Annotated in this window: 15 protein-coding genes; 6 read left to right on the top strand and 9 right to left on the bottom strand. The window is 61.7% G+C overall.

The genetic code is table 11. The annotated features are described in order from the left end of the window. Positions 1 to 76: 76 nt before the first annotated feature. The 3 genes from Q5H92_RS22360 to Q5H92_RS22350 all read right to left on the bottom strand — a co-directional run bounded on the left by Q5H92_RS22360 (position 77) and on the right by Q5H92_RS22350 (position 4,735). Entirely contained in the window at positions 77 to 1,903 is a 1,827-nt protein-coding gene (locus tag Q5H92_RS22360) for an alpha-amylase family glycosyl hydrolase (protein ID WP_305013791.1), read from the bottom strand. A gap of 119 nt (positions 1,904 to 2,022) precedes the next feature. Further along, positions 2,023 to 2,730, bottom strand: a complete 708-nt coding sequence (locus Q5H92_RS22355) for an SDR family oxidoreductase (RefSeq protein WP_305013790.1) — start codon at positions 2,728 to 2,730, stop codon at positions 2,023 to 2,025. A gap of 112 nt (positions 2,731 to 2,842) precedes the next feature. After that, complete coding sequence (locus Q5H92_RS22350; RefSeq protein WP_305013789.1) at positions 2,843 to 4,735, bottom strand: alpha-amylase family glycosyl hydrolase; 1,893 nt, start codon at positions 4,733 to 4,735, stop codon at positions 2,843 to 2,845. Positions 4,736 to 4,984: 249 nt separating this feature from the next. Here Q5H92_RS22350 and glgP point away from each other — a divergent pair, with 249 nt between their 5' ends. The 3 genes from glgP (at position 4,985) to Q5H92_RS22335 (ending at position 8,065) form a co-directional block, all read left to right on the top strand. Continuing rightward, entirely contained in the window at positions 4,985 to 6,637 is a 1,653-nt protein-coding gene (glgP, locus tag Q5H92_RS22345) for an alpha-glucan family phosphorylase (RefSeq protein ID WP_305013788.1), read from the top strand. Between the two features lie 156 nt (positions 6,638 to 6,793). Next, the gene (locus Q5H92_RS22340; protein WP_305013787.1) at positions 6,794 to 7,456 is read left to right on the top strand and encodes an SOS response-associated peptidase; all 663 of its coding nucleotides are present in this window, start codon (positions 6,794 to 6,796) and stop codon (positions 7,454 to 7,456) included. Between the two features lie 234 nt (positions 7,457 to 7,690). Then, positions 7,691 to 8,065 carry a hypothetical protein gene (locus Q5H92_RS22335; protein ID WP_305013786.1) on the top strand — a complete coding sequence of 125 codons (375 nt, stop codon included), beginning with the start codon at positions 7,691 to 7,693 and terminating at the stop codon, positions 8,063 to 8,065. A gap of 13 nt (positions 8,066 to 8,078) precedes the next feature. On the opposite strand, the gene Q5H92_RS22330 is transcribed toward Q5H92_RS22335, so the two are convergent. The 3 genes from Q5H92_RS22330 to Q5H92_RS22320 all read right to left on the bottom strand — a co-directional run bounded on the left by Q5H92_RS22330 (position 8,079) and on the right by Q5H92_RS22320 (position 10,594). Further along, positions 8,079 to 9,641: an alpha/beta hydrolase family protein gene (locus Q5H92_RS22330; protein ID WP_305013785.1), complete on the bottom strand. Its 1,563-nt coding sequence runs from the start codon at positions 9,639 to 9,641 to the stop codon at positions 8,079 to 8,081. A 277-nt stretch (positions 9,642 to 9,918) separates the two neighbouring features. Then, the gene (locus Q5H92_RS22325; protein ID WP_305013784.1) at positions 9,919 to 10,113 is read right to left on the bottom strand and encodes a hypothetical protein; all 195 of its coding nucleotides are present in this window, start codon (positions 10,111 to 10,113) and stop codon (positions 9,919 to 9,921) included. Between the two features lie 37 nt (positions 10,114 to 10,150). After that, positions 10,151 to 10,594: a septal ring lytic transglycosylase RlpA family protein gene (locus Q5H92_RS22320; RefSeq protein WP_305013783.1), complete on the bottom strand. Its 444-nt coding sequence runs from the start codon at positions 10,592 to 10,594 to the stop codon at positions 10,151 to 10,153. Between the two features lie 76 nt (positions 10,595 to 10,670). Here Q5H92_RS22320 and Q5H92_RS22315 point away from each other — a divergent pair, with 76 nt between their 5' ends. Next, the gene (locus Q5H92_RS22315) at positions 10,671 to 10,892 is read left to right on the top strand and encodes a hypothetical protein (RefSeq protein WP_305013782.1); all 222 of its coding nucleotides are present in this window, start codon (positions 10,671 to 10,673) and stop codon (positions 10,890 to 10,892) included. A gap of 79 nt (positions 10,893 to 10,971) precedes the next feature. On the opposite strand, the gene Q5H92_RS22310 is transcribed toward Q5H92_RS22315, so the two are convergent. After that, complete coding sequence (locus Q5H92_RS22310) at positions 10,972 to 11,850, bottom strand: glycoside hydrolase family 25 protein (protein ID WP_305013781.1); 879 nt, start codon at positions 11,848 to 11,850, stop codon at positions 10,972 to 10,974. Between the two features lie 97 nt (positions 11,851 to 11,947). Here Q5H92_RS22310 and Q5H92_RS22305 point away from each other — a divergent pair, with 97 nt between their 5' ends. After that, complete coding sequence (locus Q5H92_RS22305; protein WP_305013780.1) at positions 11,948 to 12,223, top strand: VF530 family protein; 276 nt, start codon at positions 11,948 to 11,950, stop codon at positions 12,221 to 12,223. A gap of 5 nt (positions 12,224 to 12,228) precedes the next feature. Continuing rightward, on the top strand, positions 12,229 to 12,552 hold the full coding sequence (locus tag Q5H92_RS22300; protein ID WP_305013779.1) for a hypothetical protein: 324 nt from the start codon (positions 12,229 to 12,231) through the stop codon (positions 12,550 to 12,552). A gap of 301 nt (positions 12,553 to 12,853) precedes the next feature. Here the strand turns inward: Q5H92_RS22300 and Q5H92_RS22295 are convergent, their stop codons facing one another. Together Q5H92_RS22295 and Q5H92_RS22290 are read right to left on the bottom strand one after the other, a co-directional pair. Beyond that, positions 12,854 to 13,237: an Hsp20/alpha crystallin family protein gene (locus Q5H92_RS22295; RefSeq protein WP_305013778.1), complete on the bottom strand. Its 384-nt coding sequence runs from the start codon at positions 13,235 to 13,237 to the stop codon at positions 12,854 to 12,856. A 217-nt stretch (positions 13,238 to 13,454) separates the two neighbouring features. After that, on the bottom strand, positions 13,455 to 15,317 hold the full coding sequence (locus Q5H92_RS22290; RefSeq protein WP_305013777.1) for a BamA/TamA family outer membrane protein: 1,863 nt from the start codon (positions 15,315 to 15,317) through the stop codon (positions 13,455 to 13,457). Positions 15,318 to 15,538 lie beyond the last annotated feature (221 nt).

The following is a 15,538-nucleotide window of genomic DNA, read 5'->3' as shown; positions in this document are numbered from 1 at the left end:
GTGAAGGCTGCGACGCGCCCGAAACCGGGGCACCACAGCCTTCAAATTTAGGGAATTACGCCACACAGCGCAAACGTTAGCGCGGCTTTATCTCGAAAATATAGGCCGACAGCGGCGCCAGCGTCAGGCTGAGGCCGTTGCGGGGCTCGTCGGTGTCGAGCAGGTCGGTGTAGGTGTAGAATTTGGTGGGGCTCAGGCCCATGGCTTTCATCGCCTCGGCCGGGATATTGATGGTGGGCCGGTAGGTCTTGTCGGAATTGAAGTTGACCACCACCAGCACCTGCTGCTTGTCGGTGTAGCGCAGGTAGGCGTAGAGGTAGCGCTGGTTGTATTCCTTGCCCAGGTTGTTGGCGTCCTGCAACTCGTAGAAGCGGCCTTTGCGCAGGGCCTCGTTCTGGCTGGTCACGGTGAGCAGGCGGGCGTAGAACTCGCGCAGGCTTTTCTGCTCGGGGCTGAGCTTGGCGCCGTCGAACTTGCCCTGGTTCAGCCACTTCTGGTGCTCGGGCACGCCCCAGTAGTCGAAGATGCTGGTGCGGCCGTCTTCGCCGCTGAAGCCTTCGGCGCCGCTGCCCGGCTCGCCCACTTCCTGCCCGAAATAGAGCATGACCGGGCCGCTGGCCAGGGTGGCCGTCACGGTCATGGCCGGGATGGCGCGGCGCGGGTCGGTGGCAAAGTCCTTGCTGGCAATGCGCTGCTCGTCGTGGTTTTCCAGAAAGCGCAGCATGCGCGACGAGAAGCCGTTGCTTTCCTCCTTCCACACCTTGGTGATGTCCTCGGTGTTGCCGCCGCCCGTCATCAGGCGGCGCAGGCCATCGTAAAGGCCCACTTTGTCGTACAGGTAGTCGAATTTGCCCTTGTCGAGGTAGGTTTTATACTCCTTGGCATTGTAGGCTTCGCCCATGAAAATGATGTTGGGCTTCACCTTCTTCACTTCCGGAATGACCCAGGCCCAGAACTCGACAGGCACCATTTCGGCCATGTCGCAGCGGAAGCCGTCCACGTTTTTGCCGGCCCAGAACAGGAGGATGTCGCGCATCTTCTTCCAGGTGTCGGGCACGGTTTCGAAGTGGGTTTTGCGGCCGTTCTGGTAGTCCACGCCGTAATTCAGCTTCACCGTCTCGAACCAGTCATCCACGCTCGGTGCTTCCGAGAAAACGTCGTTTCCGGTGGCTTTGGCGGGGTTCTCCGCGTACTTGCCGTCCTCGCGCGGGCCTTTCAAGGGGCCAAGCGGGTTGTAGTTGGCGGGCACCACGAAGGCTTTGCCGGGCAGGTAGTAGAAGTTGTTGTTGGCCGCAAAGGCCTTGGTTTTGTCATCCGCCGCGCCCAAATCGACCACGCCCGCCGGCTTGGCATCCGACTTGTAGGAGCGGGCCACGTGGTTGGGGATGAAGTCCATCAGCACCTTCAGGCCGTGGTCGTGGGTGCGCTTGATGAGGGCCTCGTACTCAGGCATGCGGTTTTTTACCACCACGGCCAAGTCGGGGGCCACGTCGTAGTAGTCCTTAATGGCGTAGGGCGAGCCCGCGCGGCCCTTCACCACGTCGGCGTCGTCGGCCGGAATACCGGATGCCGTGTAGTCCGTCATGGTAGCGTGCTCAATCACGCCAGTGTACCACACGTGGCTCACGCCCAGCTTCTTGATTTCGTCAAGCGCCTTGTCGGTGATGTCGTTGAACTTGCCGCAGCCGTTCTCGGTGATGGTGCCGTAGGGCTTGTTCAGGGCCACTTTGTTGCCGAACAGGCGCGTCATCAGCTGGTAGATGACGAGCTTATTGTCCTGGGGCACCTCCGCGGTGGTGTTGGGGTCCTGGGGGGCGGCGGGGCGTTTTTTGTCCACGGGCGGGTTGGGCAAAGCGAATGCAGCCAACGCAAGGAGGCTGCCAGCCAGCAACAGTTGTTTCATGATGCGGCAAGATAGTCAATTGGTGAGATGGTGAAATGGTGAGGTGGTGAGTTTGACGTTCTGGCTGCGCAGTTTGCGCCATTCGAACGTCAAACTCACCACCTCACCATTTCACCATCTCACCATTCCTGCGTGAGCGGGTGTAGCATCAGCTCGTCGACCACCACGTGGGCGGGGGCTTCGAGCACGTAGCGCACGGCCTGGGCCACGTCGGCGGGGCGGAGGTGGGTTTTCTCGGCCTCGGCGCTGCCCGGCGTGGTGTCGTTGAAGTAGGTATCGACCAGGCCGGGGTAGATGGTGCTCACCTTCACGCCGTGCGGGCGCACTTCCTTGCGCAGGCTGGCCAGCACGGCGTCCTGGGCAAATTTGCTGGCGCCGTAGGCCGTGCCGTGGGCAAAGGTGCGCTTGGCCACATCGGAGGTAATACCTACGATGTGGCCGCGCTTCTGAGCTTTGAAATGCGGCACCGCGGACTTGCAGAGCAGGAAGGTGCCCTTCACGTTGGTGTCGAAAATCCGGTCCCACTCGGCGGCTTCGAAGTTTTCCAGCTCATTAAAGGAGCCCACCCCGGCGTTGCAGATGAGAATATCCAAGCGGCCGAAGTGGTTTAGCGTTTCCGTTATTACATATTGGGCGTCTTCCTCAATGGAAATGTCGGCCACGATGCAGAGGCCGCGCGTTTTTTGGGTGAGTTCTTCCAGCTCGCCCTCGTTTCGGGCTACGGCCACCACTTTGGCGCCCTGCAGGGCCAGCAGCAGGGCAATGGCCCGGCCGATGCCGCGGCTCGCGCCGGATACGATGGCTACTTGGTCGGTGAGGTCATTCATGAGCGCAAGGTTTCGCAAGGTTAAAAGAGGTTTCGCAAGGTTTTCGCGCGGGTCAGTTGAAGTTACAACGCCAGACTTTGCGAAACCTCTTTTAACCTCGCGAAACCTTGCGCTATTTCCGCAGTTCCAGCACCCAGGCCGTGTGGGCCGGCACGTTCAGCGTTTTCAGGTCGGAAACCGTCGCCCCACTCACCACTTCCACGCCCGACGAAAAGCCGTCCGTGCGCTCGGCAAAACGCGTCCCGTCCACCTTCTTGGTTTCCTTGGTGTTGTTGGCAATAATCATCACGCACTCGCCGGCGTCGTTGTAGCGGAAGTAGGTGTACACCCCATCCTGCGGGATAAACTGCATCAGCTTGCCGCTGCTCAGCACCGGGTGCGCCTTGCGGTAGTTGGCCAGCTTGCTGATGTAGTCGAACGCCTCGCCGGCCTGTCCGGGACGCGACACGAAGTAGTTCGTCTTGTCACCGGCCCAGCCGCCGGGGAAGTCCTCGCGCACCTTGCCGTCGGGGTTCGAGAAATTCTTCATCAGCACCTCGGTGCCGTAGTAGAGCTGCGGCGTGCCGCGCAGCGTCAGCAGCCAGGCCATGCCGGTCTTGAACTTGTTGAAGTCCTCGCCAATCACCGAATAGAAGCGGCTCATGTCGTGGTTGTCGAGGAAGGGTACGTTGCGCGTGGCGTCCACGTACAGCCAGTCGCCCTGCAGGGCGTGGTAAAGCTTGCTCAGGTCGCCGTTCTCGGTTTTCAACGCATCTAAAACGGCGAAGCAGATTTGAAAATCGAGCACGCCCGGCAGGTTCGACTTAAAGCCATTGACGGGCGGGAAAATGTTCTGCGCAAAGAAAGCCTGCTCGGCCTCGGTGCCTTCCCAGGCCTCGCCAAACAGCGCCAGCTTGGGGTATTCTTCGCCAATGGCCTTGCCCCACTGCATCAGGAAATTCGGCTCCGAATACGGGTAGGTGTCAATGCGGTAGCCGTCGATGCCCGTCGACTCTACCCACCACAAAAAGTTCTGAATGAGATAGGTAGCCACCAGCGGGTTGCCCTGGTTCACGTCGGGCATGGTCGTGTCGAACCAGCCGTCGTTGAACAGCTGATAGTCGCGCTTCGAGCCGTAGGGGTCGTTCAGGGCGTAGGCGTTGTAGTTCGAGCGCGTGAACTTGGGGAAGGCGTGGAACCAGTCGGCCGCTGGCTTGTCGAGGAAGAGGTGGTGGTAGCTGCCCCAGTGGTTGAGCACGATGTCCTGCACCACTTTCAGCCCGTCGGCGTGGGCGGCTTTCACAAATTGCTGGTACTCGGCGTTGGTGCCGTAGCGTGGGTCAATTTTGTAGCAGTCCGTCACGGCGTAGCCGTGGTAGCTGGCCTTGGGCATGTCGTTTTCCACCAGCGGCGTGGGCCAGATGGCCGTGGCGCCCAGTTGCTTGAAGTAGGCAAAGTGGTTCTGAATGCCCTTCAGGTCGCCGCCGTGGCGGGCGTACATCGAGTCGCGGGCCATGCGGGGGGCGCGGGTGCCCTTCACCACGTCGTTCTTCGGGTCGCCGTTCGCGAACCGGTCGGGCATCAGCATGTAAATGAAATCGGCCTGGGTGAGGCCCTGCGTGCGCTGCGGGTCGGTGTTGCGGGCGCGTAGCTCGTAGGTGTAGGTCAGGGTTTTGCTGCCTTTGAAACTCAGTTTCAACTGGCCCGGCTTTGCGTCGGGGGCAATGTTGAGATTGACAACGAGGTAGTTGGGGCTCTCCAGTTTCTGGCTGCCCTCCAGCGTCACGCCCGGGTAGGCCGCCATGCTGGCCGTGGCGCTGGCAATGCCCGGCGCGTGCACCAGCAGCTGCAGCTTGGGGTTTTTCATGCCCACCCACCAATAGGTAGGGTCGATGCGGACGCCGGGCGCGGCTTTGGCCGGGGGCGCAACTGAGCTGCTTAGTGGCGTGGCGGCTACCGCGGCGGGGCTGGTGGCGGCAGTTAACAGGGGCAATGCTAGCGCCAGCAGTAAGCGGGAAAATGTCATAATAAACAGGGATAGTTGGGGGGAGAGGGGGCAAAATAACAACTTCCCGGGCGGGTCCGCTAACTCCGCTCCGCTGCTTGCCGTTAGGGAGCAAGCCGTTTAGCGCAAGCTTAATATGAGCTTTTCGCGTTATTTGTCGAAACGTTTGCACATTGCGGCTTCTTTGAGCTATTGCTTAGCTTGTAAAAATTTCTTTTTCCACCCCGAATTTTCTTTCATTGCCAGCCCCAGCCGGCACCATACCCCTCTATGGCATTTACATTCAAACCCTATGCGCCCGCGGCCAAATACAAGACGGCGGCGGCTTATTTCTCGATGGAATTCGCCGTCGACCAGGCCCTCAAAACCTACTCCGGTGGCCTGGGCTTCCTGGCCGGCTCGCACATGCGCTCGGGCTTCGAGCTAAAGCAAAACCTCGTCGGCATTAGCATCCTGTGGAGCTTCGGCTACTACGACCAGGGCCGCGCCGAAGACCAGACCATGCGCGCTGAATTCCGCCAGAAGCACTATTCGTTTCTGCAGGACACGGGCATTGTGTTCCCCATCACCATTCACGGCGCTGATGTGCATGTGAAAGCCCTGTATCTCGCTCCGGAAGTGTTCGGCACCGTGCCGATGTTCTTCCTCACCACCGACATCCCGGAAAACGATTACATCTCGCGCACCATTTCGCACCACCTCTACGACCCGGACGCGGCGGCCCGCGTGGCCCAGAGCATCCTGCTGGGCGTGGGCGGCGGCAAGCTGCTCGACGTGCTCGGCCGCAAAACCGACGTCTACCACCTCAACGAGGGCCACGGCCTGCCGCTGGCCTTCTACCTCTACGAAAAGCACGGCCGCGACCTGGCCGAAGTGCAGAAGCGTCTGGTGTTCACCACCCACACGCCCGAACTGGCCGGCAACGAGGAGCGTCCCATGAAGCTGCTGCTCGACATGACCTTCTTCGGCACCATGCCGGAGGAAGCCGTGCGCCGCGAGGCCCGCATCGGCACCGGCGACGCGCTGAACTACACCCTCACCGCCCTGCGCTTCGCCCGCAAAGCCAACGCCGTGAGCAAGGTGCACGGCCGCGTGGCCAACGAAATGTGGGGCCACTTTGAGGGCATCTGCCCCATCATCCCCATCACCAACAGCCAGAACGGCACCTACTGGCGCGACCCGCAGCTGGCCGCCGCCCTCAAAATCAAGAGCGACGCCGACCTGCTGGCCCGCAAGCAGGAACTGAAAAAGGAGTTGTTTAAAATCGTGGCCGACCAGACCGGCAACGTCTTCGACCCCGAGGTCATCACCATCGTGTGGGCCCGCCGCTTCGCCGCCTATAAGCGCGCCGACCTCATCCTGCGCCACTTCGAGCGGTTCGTGGAACTGGCCAGCAACACCAAACGCCCCATTCAGATGATTTGGGCGGGCAAGCCTTACCCGAAAGACTTCGGTGCAGTGGCTTTGTTCAATGAAATTATCAAACGCACTGCCAATCTGCCGAACTGCGCCGTGCTCACCGGCTACGAGCTGGGCCTGTCGGCCGCCCTCAAAAAGGGTTCTGATATCTGGCTGAACACGCCGCGCTTCCCGCGTGAAGCCAGCGGCACCAGCGGCATGACCGCCGCCATGAACGCCAGCGTGAACCTGAGCATCGCCGACGGCTGGATTCCCGAGTTCTGCAAGGACGGCGAAAACGGCTTCCTCATCGCCCACGCCGAGGAAACCTTGCCCGAGAACGTGAAGGACGACCAAGAGGCTACCACGCTGCTCGATGTGCTCGAAAACACCGTGTTGCCGCTGTACTACGACCAGCCCAAAAACTTCCTGAAAGTGGTGAAAACCGCCATGAAGGACGTGGAACCGGAGTTCGAGAGCGGCCGCATGGCCAAGGAATACTACGAGCTGCTGTATAAGGCGTAAGCAGGTCGAATGGCGTAATCAGAACGTCATGCTGAGCGCAGCCGAAGCATCTCTACCGCGCAAATAACGTAATCCGATTGGATTGCTCCTTGCGATAGAGATGCTTCGGCTGCGCTCAGCATGACGTTCTTTTTTATTCTAAATCACCGCCTTGCCATGTGTGGTCGCTACACCTTCATCGTCCCGGCTCCAACCGTTGAGCAGCGTTTCGACGCCACGTTCACCGAGCCGGCGCCAACCACCTACAACGCCGCGCCCTCCCAGCGTCTGCCCATCATCACCAACGCCGCGCCCGGCCAGATTCAACTCCTGAGCTGGGGCCTCGTACCGAACTGGAGCAAAGACCCCAGCGCCGGCCCCAAACCCATCAACGCCCGGGCAGAGACGCTGGCCGAGAAGCCCAGCTTTCGGCAGCTGCTGGGCCGCAAGCGCTGCCTAGTGCTGGCCGACAGCTTCTTTGAGTGGCAGGCCACGCCAGCCGGTAAGGTGCCGCATCGCATCCTGCTGCGCGACGAGCAGCCCTTCGCCTTCGCTGGCCTCTGGGACGAGTGGCTCGACCGCAGTACCGGCGAGCTGCACCCCACCTTTACCATTATCACGACGGAACCAAACGCGCTGATGGCCAACATCCATAACCGCATGCCCGTCATCCTGCCCACCCGCGCCGCCGAGCAGGCCTGGCTCGACGATGGCCTGGGCCTGAAGGCGCACCAGGAACTGCTCGTACCCTACGATGCTGCGGCTATGAAGGAATACATTATCAGCAAGCGGGTGAACTCGCCTGCGAACAACGACCCGGAAGTGCTGGCAGCAGCCTGAGTAGTCGTTATCATTGCGAGGTGGTGCCTGTCATTGCAGGTGGTGCCTGTCATTGTGAGGCGGAGCCGAAGCAATCCGTCTGTTCTCAGCGACCAGCCTGATAATGTGATAAGCCCCGGCACTGCGCAGTGCCGAGGCTTTCTGGTGAAAGGGCGTGTCTGGTTTTGACAGGACGGATTGCTTCGTCGTACCTCCTCGCAATGACAGTATTCAGCAAAGACTTATCTTGCCCGCATGAACTGGCGCAACCCCTGGCTACTACCGATTCTCATTCTCGTGCTGGCCTCGGCCGTGCAGCTGGACTTGCCGTGGTGGAGCCTGGCCGTGGTAGCCTTCGTGGTAGGGCTGGCCATTGCGCCCACGGGCCGCGTGGCCTTTTGGGCGGGCTTCGGCGGGGCCGCGCTTAGCTGGCTGTTGCCCGCCGCGTGGCTGACTTACCAAAACGACGGGCTGCTGGCGCACCGCGTGGCGGAACTGCTGCCACTGGGCGGCTCGGTGCCGGCGCTGGTGTTGGTGGCGGGCCTGGTAGCCGGGCTAAGCGGCGGGCTCGCCGCGCTGGCCGGCGCGTGGCTGCGACAGGCGTTTCAGTCCCAGCCGCTGGCCCAGTAAGGTTTTCCTGGCCTTAATTCGAAATCTTCACCTGCTGCACCACCCACTCCCGAATGGCCTCCAGGGCATCGGCCGAAGCGGTGGGGTGTTGCTCGGTGCCGGCCGCCAGGGCCTGAGCACTGGCCGGGGCCAGAAAATCATGGTTCAGGCCTTCCAGCTTTTGGCTGTTGACGCGCTTGTTGGCCTTCATGCCTTTTTCGAGCAGCGGCAAGTTGCTGGCCGTGAGCACCTGCGAGTCGGCGGTGCCGTGTAGCAGGAGGGTGGGGCAGCTCACTTTGCCCAAGTCGGTTTGCGGATTGGTGGCCAGCAGCGAGCGGTACCACGGGCTGGTGAGCTGGGCCGCCCGGTTTTGCGCCGTGGCCGATGGCAGGCTTGGGTAAATCTGCTTCAGCATATTGGCCACGATGGCCTGCGCCTGGGCATTGTTGGGCGTTTGCCGAATGATTTCCAGCATGGCGTACTGCCGCTTGTACAGCGCGTCGCTGCGTTTCTGGGCTTCGGCGTTCAGGCGCATTTGCTCCTGGGCCACGCGCACCTGCACTTGCTGGGCCGAGGTGCCGGCGGCCAGCTGCTTTTTGGCTTCGCGGCGGGCCAGCGTCATCAGCTGCATTTCTTTGCGGTCCCAGGCCAACTGGGCAGTATCGGGCTCGCCCGGCTGATTCACCAGCGAGGTTTGACGCGCCAGAAGCTCCTGGCCACTCAAGCCCGCCGCGCCCAGCGACACCAGAAAGGCCGGCGTGGGCGCTGCTGCCGCTACCTGCAGGGCCACGTTGGCGCCGTCGCCGTGCCCCAGCAGGCCCACCCGCAGCGGGTCGATGCCCGAATGCGAGCGTAGAAACGCAAGGGCCGACTGCGCATCCGCCACCAGCTCGTTGCGGGAGTTCGCCGCCGGGATGGCGGCCGAGCGGCCCGTGCCCCGGCCTTCCAGTCGCAGCACGGCCAGGCCCTGCCGCGTGAGGTAATCGGCCAGTTCATCGAGCAGGTCGTAGGTGCCTTCGGCGCGCTCGGCTTTGCTGCCATCGGCCAAGAGCACCACGCCCGGAAATGGTCCGGCACCGAGCGGCATACTCAGGCTGCCGCCCAGGCCCAGTTCGGGATTGGGGCTGCTGAGGCTGCTCACCCGCACTTCTTCGGTTTTGTAGGCCATCGATTTGCCTTTGAGCGCTGAAGAAGCCGGGGCGGTACCCGTCGGAGTGCGGTCAAGGACCAGCGTGGCGCGGAAGCCGGGCTGCTGCCATTGGCCGCGCAGCCGCTTGCCTTCGGCCACGGGCAAGCCCACGAACCGGCAGCCCGCTTTATCGGCATAAAAAGCCACGCTGTCGGGGCTGCTTACCACCCGCATGGGGCTGTTTTTGAGCTTGGCGGCGGCCATATCCAGCAGGGCCACTGTGGTGCCATCGGGCCGTTCGGCTATGGTAATGGAAACCTGGCGACTACCGCCCGGCACCGTCAGCTGGCCTGTCCATTGGCCTGCCAGTAGCGGTTTGTCGATTGCACCGGCCTGGGCGTTGTTGCTTAGTTGGATTATCAGCATCATAAATGTGCTGATAATTAATTGAATACGGAATGTTTTCATAGCAGTGGGTCTCTGGTTTTCGAGTCGCAGCAACCCGACTCGCGGTTGTCAAATAGAGACTGTGTTCAAAAGTACAATAAAATCTTGTTTTGTGAATTGACTCGATATAAATTTTATCAAAATATTTAGCGGCATAGTTTTATAATGCGTTTTGGCGACTGCCATTTTTCGGCTGAAATACCCGCTGAAATGGCACGAAAAAGCCCCTCAAACTCTGGCGCAAGCGGCAGAGTCCGAGGGGCACAAGATGTGGAAGACGGCGTTAGGCAGCTGCCGGCTAAGAGGCCGTGTACCAGGCCAGTACTTCGAGCCCGGCGGCATCGTTGTCGGCTTCCACCACTTCGTCGATAACGTGCTGAACTTCAGTCTCCGACCAGCCTTCGTCTTCAGCGGCGGGCACCCACAGGTCGAGGGCGGCGTAGCGGTTGGTATTGGGCGGCAGCGTCCAGCGGACTTTTTTACGGATGTTCATGGCAAAAGAAACAGTTTCGGAAAACAAAGAAACGGGACTACGGCGCGGCTTTGATGACGACGAGGCGCACCGGCACCACGCCCGCCGAAACAATGTCGAGCTGCTCAGCGGCGCGGCGCGACACATCCACGATGTAGCCCTTGGTGTGCGGCCCCCGGTCCGTCACAGTCACATCGACGGAGCGGCCGTTGCGCGTGTTGGTGACCCGGATGACCGTGCCGAAGGGCAGCGTATTGTGGGCCGCTGTCATCTGGCCTGGGCGGTAGGTAGAGCCGCTGGCCGTGGCCCGGCCATTGAACTTGGCCGCGTAGTAGGAGCCAAGGCCGGTTTGGGTGTAGGTGCCGCGCGGGGCTTTGGTGCTGCCATTGCCCGCGTTGCGACTGCCCCCGCAGGAGGCCAGCAAAAACAGGCCCGGCAGCAGCCACAACAGGCATCGTAAGAAGGTGGCGTATAGAATTTTGGCCTTGTGATTCTGCTTCATCTAAAATTAATCATTTGCGATAACCTTTCGGCCGAGTTTCTCACCCAACACCAACTTTTTCAACCAACTCAAAACCATGAAAAACCTGTTGAAACTGGCTTCGGCCGTGGCTCTTTCGTGCACCTTCCTGGCGGCTCACGCGCAGCAGGGCGATGACAAGATGATGAAAAAAGAGGAGAAAGCCGACGGCAAGATGATGAAGAAGGACGCCAAAATGGGCTCGAAAGACAAGATGGCCAAGAAAGACGGCAAGGCCATGAAGAAGGACGGCAAGATGATGGCCAAAGATAAAATGTAAGCCAACCACCTCGCTACGCAAAAAGCCGCCCGGCTTGCGCGCTTCTCCGGAAGCGGCAGGCGGGCGGCTTTTTCGGGTTTCAGCGATGCCGGGATTTGGACTTCAGCGCTTTGGGCGGGGCTGGGGCCGGGGCAGGCGGCACGCGCAGGGCCTCCAGGTCTTTGAAATTGCCCTGAAAAACGTTGAAATCGACCACGCCCCGGATGCCGGGCACGTGCGATTCGTCGGAGTGCTGCCAGATTATCCACTTGCTGCGGGGCATGGCGGGGCGCTCCACCTCGTAGTGGGCCAGCCAGAGCGGGTAGGCATCGAAATGCCCGGCCAGGTGGCGCTTATAAAAGCTGTGGTTGGAGTAAAGAATGGGCCGCACGCCGTAGTGCGCCTCGATGAGGCGCAGCCAGCGGGCCACCTCGCGGCGCAGCACGGCCACGTCGTGGAAATTGGCGGCTTCCACGTCGAGCACGGGGGGCAGGTCGCCGGGGGCCAGGGGCACGGTACGGGCAAAGAGGTCGGCCTGCACCTGGCCGTCGCGGTTGGGCTGGAAGTAGTGGTAGGCCCCACAGAGCACGCCGGCCTTGCGGGCCTCGCGCCAGTTGCGGGCAAAGCGGGCGTCGCGCATGGTGGCGCCCTCGCTGGCTTTGATAAAGGCAAAGCGCACCCGGTTGCGGGCCACCTCGGGCCAGTCGATGCGGCCCTGGTAGGCCGACACATCGATGCCGTGCACCGAGTAGCCGGCCAGCAGCGGTGTTTTCTCGCGGCCCGTGAGGCCGCCTTGGGTGAGCGTGGCCCAGGCCCGGCGGGCGTAGCGGTTGAGTTGCACCTGGTGGCGCAGGTAATAGTAGCCGCCCACCGTGAGCCCCATCAGCAGCCCGGCCAGCAGCACGCTACGCCAGGCCTGGCGGGGGGCGCGGGGCGGAGCAGGCGCGGGGGCGCGGCGGGTGGGGGAGGGGGTCGGCATGGGCGGTGCGGCTCAAAAATAACGACGGACCCGGCCCCGTCGTGCCCCGGCCGGCGGCTTTTCGCCAACTTTGCGTTTCGCACCATCCGCCTTTGCCATGTCTTTCCTCCGCGCCGCCGACGCCCGCGACGAATCCGGCCACCTCATCAGCGAACTGCACGGCGTCACGCTCGCCGCTATTCTGGAGTATTTGGTGGCCGCTTACGGCTGGCCTGAGCTCGACGCGCGCCTGCGCATGAACTGTTTCGCCGAAAACCCCAGCATCAAGTCCAGCCTCACCTTTTTGCGCCGCACGCCCTGGGCCCGCACCAAGGTGGAGGAACTGTACATTAAGGCCCGCTCGGCCGAAGTGCAGGGCCGCCCGCGCCCCTAACCGCCATGGCCGACGTATCGCCGAAATCCTCGAAAGAATCGCTCTTCATTGGTTTGCTGCTCTTTGTGGCCTTCGAAACCGTGGCCTTCTATGGCCTGCAGTACCTCACCTCGGGACTGGGCGAATCGAACCAGATGCAGCCCGAAAACACCATCGTGAGCAACTGGCTGAAAACGATGGTGTTTTTCGTGTCGCACTTGGCGTTGGTCATCGCGGCCATGCTGGTGCTCAGCAACCGGCTGCCGCGGCACTACCGGGGCCAGGTGATGGGCTGGTTTTACCTGGCACTGCTGATGAGTTTTGTGCTACTGGTGCCGCTGTTTGGGTAGGTGACGATGGAAAAGAACGTCATGCAGAGCGCAGCGAAGCATCTTGCCCGCCACCAGTAATTAGTTGAAGCATGCGAGATGCTTCGCTGCGCTCTGCATGACATTCTAAAAAGAGAGGTTCAGCGCCCAAAAAAACAAAACCACCGCTGCGGGCGGTGGCTCAATGGTGAAAACCAGAAGACTCGGAAAGTGGCCGGTCGGACCCGGCGTTATCGATGGACTGCGGTGCCGGTCGGTCCCGGCGTTATGGATATTTAATTAACAGATAGTCAGCGAAATTAATTCGGTTTGAAACCCGAAATTAATTGTGACGAATGTCGATTTCGCGCTGCTGGTCGCTGGGGTTGAGGAAGGGAATGCGGACCTGCAACTCGTTGCCTTCGTGCACGGCATCGATGCGGGCCAGGTCGAGGTTGTTAGGCAGGTCGAGGGTTTGCACGAAGAGGGGGGCGGCCAGCTGGTCGTCGGGCTCGTGGCGGTACTCGCCGAACACAGTGAGCTTCTGCTGGTTAAGCACCACGCGGAAGCTGTCGGCCGGCACGGTGGGCATAGCCACGCGCAGAATCACGCCTTTGGGACGCTGGTCGACGCGGAGCTGGGGCTGGGCCACGCCGCCACCGATGGTGTTGAGCAAATCGAGCTGCGGGGCAATGGAACGGATGAATTTCGGGCTGATGAGTTTCATGGTTGGGAGCCGGGTTTTAGGCGTCGGCTTCAGACCATCTATTACAAATGATGTACCAATCTGAATTAAGGCTTAGTGTGCCTGAAAATCAGCCGTATTGGCCGTCATTTTTATCCAAATTCAGCAATGTCGGCCACGCTGGCATAAAACCATTTTTCGGCGCTTAAAAAGGCGACAAAATGGCGGGTATTCGGCACCTATTGCCCGCTCACAGGCATCAAAACCGGCTGGTCAGACCAAAGTGAATCTTGGAGGCGTTCAGCGCGAACTTCTGGTTGATGCTACTGGCCTGGCCCACCGAATACACGAACTGAAACAGGCCCGCGCCGGTGCGGAAGCTCAGCCCTGCCCCGAGGCCGGTGGGCTGGTCACCGAATTTTTCATCCACGGCATCGTGGCGCAGATAGGCTTGGTCCGCAAACAAAAACACGTAGGAATCGGCGCCGATAAACTGGCGGAATTCGGCCGTGGCCAGCGCGAACGAGCTGACGTAAAACTGGTTTTCGTTGAAGCCGCGCAAGGAGTTCAGCCCGCCTAGGCGCAGCAGGTCGTTGGTGGAAAGGCGCGGGTTGAGCAAGCCCTCGGTGCGCAGGCGCACCAGCAGCACGCCGGCCCGCTTCACGGGGAAGTAGCGCTCGGCTCGCACGGCAAACGTGTACTGCGTCGATTGCATGGGAATGCCGTTGTAAAGCTCGGCGCTCAGCTGAGCATTTTGGATGATGGTTTTGGTGCCTACCGCCGATTGAGCGTTTAGCAAGTAGCCGCGGTGCGGAAAAAACAGGTCATCCAGGCTGGTCCAGGCGTATGCCAGGCCGTAGGCCGTGTAGCGCGAGTCGAGGTTGGTGGGCAGCACGGTGGTGTCGCGCAGCGAGTCGAGCGAAGAACTGCGCTGCTCGGCGAAAAAGCTGATGCGGCCCGCGCGCACCGTGGGGTAAGTCACCTGCAGGCGCGGCTGCACGGTGGTGAAGGCGTCGGTTTGCTTGTAGAGGTTGAAGGTGCCCGACACTTCCAGCGGCGTGCCGAAGAAGTTGGGGTGCACGTACTGGGCATCGAGCAGCTGCGAGAGGGCGTCGGTTTTGCGCCATTGCAGGCCCAACTGCTTGCCGCCACCCTTGATGTTGCGCAGGTTGATGGTGACGTCGCCGGTGAACTGCACGCCGGTCTGCTGGGCGTTGGCATTGGGCAGGATGCCCACAATGGCGTCGAACTGGTTGCTGGGCCGGTCATCGATGAGCAAATACACGCGGGCGCGGCCCCGGGCAAACCGGATTTCGGGCTCGGCGCGCAGACGCAGGTAGGGCAGCTGGCGCAGCAGCTGGGCGGCGGCGGCTACGCGCTGCTGGCTGAAGGGCTGCTCCGGGAAAATCTGCAGGTACTTGGTCAGGAAGCGCTTTTTGGTCTTGGTGTTGCCCACAATTTGCAGCGAGTCGAACACCACCGCCGGGCCGCGCTTGAGCACCACGCGGCCCGCAATGGCGTGCCCGCTGAGCTGCAGCGAATCGAGGCCGACGGTGGCGAAGGGGAAGCCCTGGTTTTCGGCTTCCGTAAGAATACGCTCCTGCAAGCGGGCCCAGTCGGCGGGCTGGAACGGCGTTTGGCGAAACAGCTTTTCGCGGTAGCCGGCGCGCGTCAGCAGGCCGTCGCCGAGGTTGCCGTTGCGCAGGTAGGCCCAGCTAAATGCCTCGCCCACGTAGAGGCGGGCGCGCACCGTGTCGCGGCTCCAGCGCATCTCATCGGCCGAGGCCGTGAGGTAGGCAGCGGCTTGCAGGGCCAGCACCAGCTCGCGCACTTCGCGCAGCGCTGTGAGCGAATCGGGCACGGTGGCCGGCATCTTATAACGCCGTAGGATGGCGCGGTCAGCGCCTTCGGCCTCGAGCAGCAGCACGCGCGGGTGGGCTAGGGCGCGGCGCTGGGCCGGCGCCAGGGGCGGGGCCGCACGCGGTGGCAGGGGCGGGGAGGCCAGGCCGGGCTGATTGGGGGCGTTGGGGTTAAGGCCGGGCGTCTGGGCGCGGGCGGCCAACGGCAGGGCCAGCCCGGCAAACAGCAGTATTCTCCAGAAGCACAGCCAGCGGGTAGTCATTCGGGGAGCATAACGCAAATGCCACGGTTTAATTTCCCGAAGATAAAACCGGCGCCAGCGCCCGGCTGGCCACCCGGCAGAAATTTGGAAAGCGCCGTCGCTTTCTTGTCGGGCGCTGGTGCGCGTCTGCACTGCCAGCCATGGGGACAGGACACGGATTTGGCGCTTTGCAAAACCGGGAATGGCGCAGCCGATAATGATGCTTCAGTCGCTATGTTTGT

The sequence above is a fragment of the Hymenobacter mellowenesis genome (assembly GCF_030581005.1).
GTDB lineage: Bacteria > Bacteroidota > Bacteroidia > Cytophagales > Hymenobacteraceae > Hymenobacter > Hymenobacter mellowenesis.
This window is presented reverse-complemented; position numbering and strand designations above follow the sequence as displayed.